The sequence below is a fragment of the Oleiphilus sp. HI0123 genome (assembly GCF_001635315.1).
Genome location: NZ_LWGE01001324.1, coordinates 1 through 5,094 on the forward strand (window position 1 = coordinate 1; position 5,094 = coordinate 5,094).

Below are 5,094 nucleotides of genomic sequence, written 5' to 3' on the forward strand. Positions count from 1 at the left end.
GGTTTCAAGAGAGTTGTTTCACTTATGCGTCTGTGTCTCCCTATCTGAACAATAAAGCGTTGTTGAAGTTAAATTTTCATCCAAACGATTGGGGTAGTCCTGATGATCGGGAGCTTTACATCGACCTCAACAAACCAGACCTTATCTCTGGCGACCCAATATCTTTGTCAGAACTTTCAATGATCCCGTTTAGGCATCGGCCGAAGGCAATACTCAGTACGTCAATGACTTTGTTGAAAGCAGTTCGGGATGATTTTGAATCTCGGTATAAGTGTCCGATCTTAGATTTATATTCTCTGAATGAGGTTGGGCCAGTAGGTTGCAGTGTGCCCGGCAAAGAAGGCTTTCGACTTCTTCAGTCAAAACTTCTAGTCGAGATCCTTGATGCCAATGGCAATCCGGTTGATTGCGGAGAAAGAGGGGAGATTGTTTTGACCGGTGGGTTTAACGATTATCTGCCGTTGATACGTTATCGCACCGGTGATTTTGGAAGACTCGAGCTTGAAGACGGGCATTGGTACATCAGAGATCTAGAAGGGCGGCCGCCGGTTCAGTATAAGACTAAAGATGGTGTATGGCTTAACAATGTTGATGTCACGCATATGCTACAGAAATTTCCATTATCTCAGTTTTCTTTGCATCAATATGCAGAAGGTACACTGACTATAACTTTGCCGAATGAGACGTATTCGGATTCAATTAAACAGTTATTGGAAACTAAGCTTGGCCAACAGGTTCAGATCAATCTGTTTGAGAAAGTAAGCAGCGATAAAAAAATAATTCAATATTCAAGTGATTTAAGGAACATATTTTGATTAGCTATTTGGAATGGTCTGCAAACGCAGTATTTGTTATCAGCGTCATATTGGCAGCGAGAAACAATGTAAACACGTGGTGGACTGGTATCATAGGCTGCGGCTTGTTTGCCGTTCTGTTCTATCAGGTCAATCTCTATGCAGACGTCACGCTGATGGTGTTCTTCATACTCACGAGCATCTATGGCTGGATGTATTGGGGGGCTAAAAAACAATTACACCCGATTCAGCGAACCAAAATGACAAATTTCGTTTCATTCATAGCAGCTGCAGTCTTAGCAACCTTAGCCTATGGATGGCTTTTGCATGAGATGACGGATGCGTACGCGCCATTTATCGATTCAATTGTTCTCATGTTTAGCGTTCTTGCGCAGTTTCTTTTGATGAAGAGAAGGCTAGAGACATGGGTTTGCTGGTTGATCGTAGATACCGTCGCTGTCCCGCTTTACTTCTCCCGAGAGCTTTATCTGACGGCGTTTGTGTACGGCTTGTTCTGGTGCAATGCGTGGTATGGGCTGTATTCGTGGATAAAAATATACAGGAGTGAAAATAAGGGAGAAAAGACTTGGCAACAAAGCCCTTTAAGCGCGGATTAGTCGTTGGAAAATTTTCACCTCTTCATAAAGGGCACGAGTATCTAATACAAAACGCATTTAATCAGTGTGAAGATGTTGTCGTCATCAGCTACTCAAGGCCTGAGTTTCCATCCTGCTCTGCCAAGATAAGAGAGCATTGGATAAAATCAGTTTTTCCATCCGCTAGCGTTCTGTGTGTTGATGCTGCCACGGTCGAGTCTTGGCGAGCTCATAGCGCTTGGAATCTTCCAATGCCCAGCAATAGTGAAGCTGACCATATGCATCGGCATTTCACCTATCGACTTCTTTCATACAAGTTTGGTTTGGAAGTTGATGCAGTCTTTACGAGTGAAGAATATGGGGATGGCTTCGCTCAATTTCTGAGTGATCCAGCGACTGGTTTTGGTTCTCCTGTCGAGCATGTTTGTGTCGACCTCAACAGGGAAACTTATCCGGTAAGTGGCTCACTTATGCGTTCTACTCGGAACCAAGACAATGGGCTAATCGATCAATCTGTCCAAGCTGACTTTAGCGTCCAAAAGATTGTTTTCCTAGGGGCTGAATCAACAGGTAAATCAAAGCTATCTCGGCTTCTCTCTGAACAATTTAATGAGCCGCTGGTTGAAGAATACGGCAGAGATTTATGGGAAGAAAAAAATGGCGACCTTACGCCAGAAGATCTGATAGATATTTGCATTACACAGACTCATAAAGAGGATCTCGCTCAGAGACAGGCGAGACGGTATATCTTTTGTGATACTTCTCCTGTTACAACGCTTTGCTATTCACATGCACTTTTTAAGCAGCGCTGTAATATAATAAGCGCTTTCGCTGAACGCCCATACCATCATGTATTTTTATGTGAGCCAGACTTTCCATTGGTCCAAGACGGCACCAGAAAAGATGAAGACTTCAGGTTCTGGCAGCACAGCTGGTATTTAGAAGAGCTAACGAAGTGCAACGTTGCATTTGAAATCTTAGGCGGTTCGTTGGAATCTAGAATGAACCGCGTCATCGAACTCCTGCCGGAGTAGCAGCATGGGCCTATTGTTTGTTGGTTATCTGGAAGCAGTTGTGCAGAAATATCGATTCGCATTTTGGAGTTAAACTCAAGAAATCGTTTGCCTTTAATTTTGAATAAAATGGAGAAGATTGAAGAAGTAAGCAATTTGTACGAGCGTTATATGCAGGAAGAAAATGAGATGCTAAAGGAATTGTTGCGCAAACAGCTATTATCAATGACTGAAACTGCATGCGAATATTCAGGAATGGTCGATGAAATCTTATCGAGAAAGGGAATTGCAAACGTTTAACTAAAAAACGAAGACAAAGCTAAATATTAGCTATTTATATATAAAACAATTGGATATGTGATTTTTCGGCTGAAAGTCCGCCAACTTTTGTCTTCGTTTTATTCAGCATGTCTTCGTTTTAATTCACTCGGTACAAGCTAAACACTCTCACCCGCAGCAACACCAGAAGCCCAGGCCCACTGAAAATTAAATCCGCCTAGCCAGCCAGTGACATCAAGCACTTCACCGATAAAATATAAGCCTGGCTGGGTTTTACACTCCATTGTTTTGGAAGCAATAACATCGGTGTCGACACCGCCCAAGGTGACTTCAGCGGTCCGGTAGCCTTCTGTTCCGGCGGGTTTTAGTGTCCAGTTGTTTAGGTGAGTGGCAATCGATCTAATGGTGCTGTCGGTAAATTCGCCCATCGGTTTTTCTGCTTCAGCTTTCCAAAATAGAGCTTGTAGTTCTAAACAAAAGGCTTTGGAGAAATGTTCAGACAATATATTCCTGAGAAGAGATTTTGGCTTCGATGACTTGAATTCAAGTAGTGTGGCTTCAACATCTAGATCAGGTAACAGGTTGATATGAATAAGGTCGCCTTGCTTCCAATAGTTGGAGCATTGTAGGGCAACAGGGCCGCTAATGCCGCGATGAGTGAACAGCATGTTCTCTCGAAATGTGGTGCCGTTGGTTTCCATTGTCACGTCAACCGCTAACCCTGATAAGCGTTCAGTAAGCGCTTTGGTTTGATCGGTGAAAATGAAAGGGACTAATCCCGCTGAACGTTCTTTGAGAGGCAGGTTAAATTGTTCGGCAATATCGTAGCCAAAGCCGCTTGAACCTAGTGTAGGAATGGATAGGCCACCGGTTGCGATCACCAAGGAACGGCAGGTGAAAACACCGGCGTTAGAGCGAAGTATATAGCGCTGCTCATCACTTTCGTCTAGGGTTTCGATAAACTCCACCTGGCATTTGGTTTTGATCTCGACACCGGCGTCGCTGCACTCATCGAGTAGCATCTTCAGAATATCTTTTGCTGAATTATCGCAGAACAGCTCGCCATGAGAGCGTTCATGATAAGGGATGCTATGTTTATCGACCAGGCCGATGAAGTCCCATTGGGTGTAGCGCGCAAGGGCAGATTTTACAAAGTGAGGGTTGCTGCAAAGATAGTTGCTGGGCTCTACATAGTAGTTGGTAAAGTTGCAGCGGCCGCCGCCAGACATCAATATTTTCTTGCCGACTTTATTGCTGCTGTCGAGAACCAAAACGCGCTTGCCAAGTTGACCGGCTGTTAGTGCGCACATTAAACCTGAGGCACCCCCGCCAATAATAATGGAGTCAAAGTGAGGGTGTTTGCTCATTGTTTATATATTCGGGTTTTGTTCTTCGAGAAGATAGTTTTTAAAGTGATGTTCGCCATCTTGATCGACTTTCAGATACCAAACATGCTTGTCCCAGTCACCTAATACGATTCGTACAGCTGGTAAGCCGTTTGCTTCGACTTCGTGAATCATTGGGCGATGAGTATGCCCGTGTATCATGTGTTGAACCTTATGTGCTTCAAGTTCACGAATCACCTCTTCAGGCGTTACGTCCATGATCTCTGTGCTTTTATCCTGGTTATTCGCTTGGCTCATTGCTCGAAGTTGCTGAGCTGTGATTTTTCGCTCTTCAATCGGGCGCTTTAAGAAGGGAGCCAAGAAAGCGGGGTTACGAATGGTTGCTCTGAATTTCATGTAGCCGGTATCAGCAGTACAGAGGCTATCGCCATGCATAAGCAGTGTTGGTTCGCCTGCTACGTCGATAACACATGGATCATCAAGTAGGGTGGCGCCAGTTTCTTGTGCGAAAACATCGCCTACTAAAAAGTCACGATTACCGTGCATAAAGAAAAGTTGGCAACCTTGCTCACTGAGGGCTTTGAGGCGCTGTTTTACTTCAAGCTGAAGTTCGGTGTTTTCATCGTCACCAATCCAACTTTCGAAGAAATCACCAAGAATATAGAGCTTGTCAGCATCGTTTTGAATAGAGTCGAGGAATAAAAAGAAAGCCCTGATAATATCAGGGCGTGACTCTTCCAGATGCAGATCTGAAATAAAATAAGTGCTCATGACGAGGTCTTATTCACCATCTTCAGCTGCTTCACCTTCAAGAACGCTAGCTTCTTCAATGATCACGTCTTCAACTGGCACGTCTTGGTGGCCAGCTTTAGTCGTGGTCTTAACGCCTTTGATCTTATCGACAACGTCTTGACCTTCAACGACTTCACCAAATACTGCATAACCCCAGCCTTCCATTGTTTCAGCCGTATAGTCTAGGAACGTGTTGTCTTTAACATTGATAAAGAACTGTGCAGACGCTGAGTGAGGGTCCATAGTACGAGCCATGGCAACGGTGTAGTTCTTG

The 5,094-nt window shown here is 44.2% G+C and carries 5 protein-coding genes and 1 pseudogene; 3 read left to right on the forward strand and 3 right to left on the reverse strand.

Annotated elements, in window-relative coordinates:
- From A3761_RS16310 to A3761_RS16320, 3 genes and pseudogenes are all read left to right on the forward strand, one after another.
- A pseudogene (locus A3761_RS16310) lies at positions 1 to 815 on the forward strand (hypothetical protein); the annotation flags it as partial.
- Complete coding sequence (gene pnuC / locus A3761_RS16315) at positions 812 to 1,411, forward strand: nicotinamide riboside transporter PnuC (protein WP_082865337.1); 600 nt, start codon at positions 812 to 814, stop codon at positions 1,409 to 1,411. The pseudogene A3761_RS16310 and the gene pnuC, both read left to right, overlap by 4 nt.
- Positions 1,381 to 2,424 carry an AAA family ATPase gene (locus A3761_RS16320; protein ID WP_068506650.1) on the forward strand — a complete coding sequence of 348 codons (1,044 nt, stop codon included), beginning with the start codon at positions 1,381 to 1,383 and terminating at the stop codon, positions 2,422 to 2,424. The genes pnuC and A3761_RS16320 overlap by 31 nt, the downstream gene beginning before the upstream one ends.
- A gap of 416 nt (positions 2,425 to 2,840) precedes the next feature.
- On the opposite strand, the gene A3761_RS16330 is transcribed toward A3761_RS16320, so the two are convergent.
- The 3 genes from A3761_RS16330 to A3761_RS16340 all read right to left on the reverse strand — a co-directional run.
- Entirely contained in the window at positions 2,841 to 4,049 is a 1,209-nt protein-coding gene (locus A3761_RS16330; RefSeq protein ID WP_068634576.1) for an NAD(P)/FAD-dependent oxidoreductase, read from the reverse strand.
- Between the two features lie 3 nt (positions 4,050 to 4,052).
- A complete protein-coding gene (locus A3761_RS16335; protein ID WP_068510342.1) occupies positions 4,053 to 4,799 on the reverse strand; it encodes a UDP-2,3-diacylglucosamine diphosphatase in 747 nt (248 codons plus the stop codon).
- A gap of 9 nt (positions 4,800 to 4,808) precedes the next feature.
- A partial coding sequence (locus A3761_RS16340; RefSeq protein ID WP_197473077.1) for a peptidylprolyl isomerase occupies positions 4,809 to 5,094 on the reverse strand: 286 nt, incomplete at its 5' end.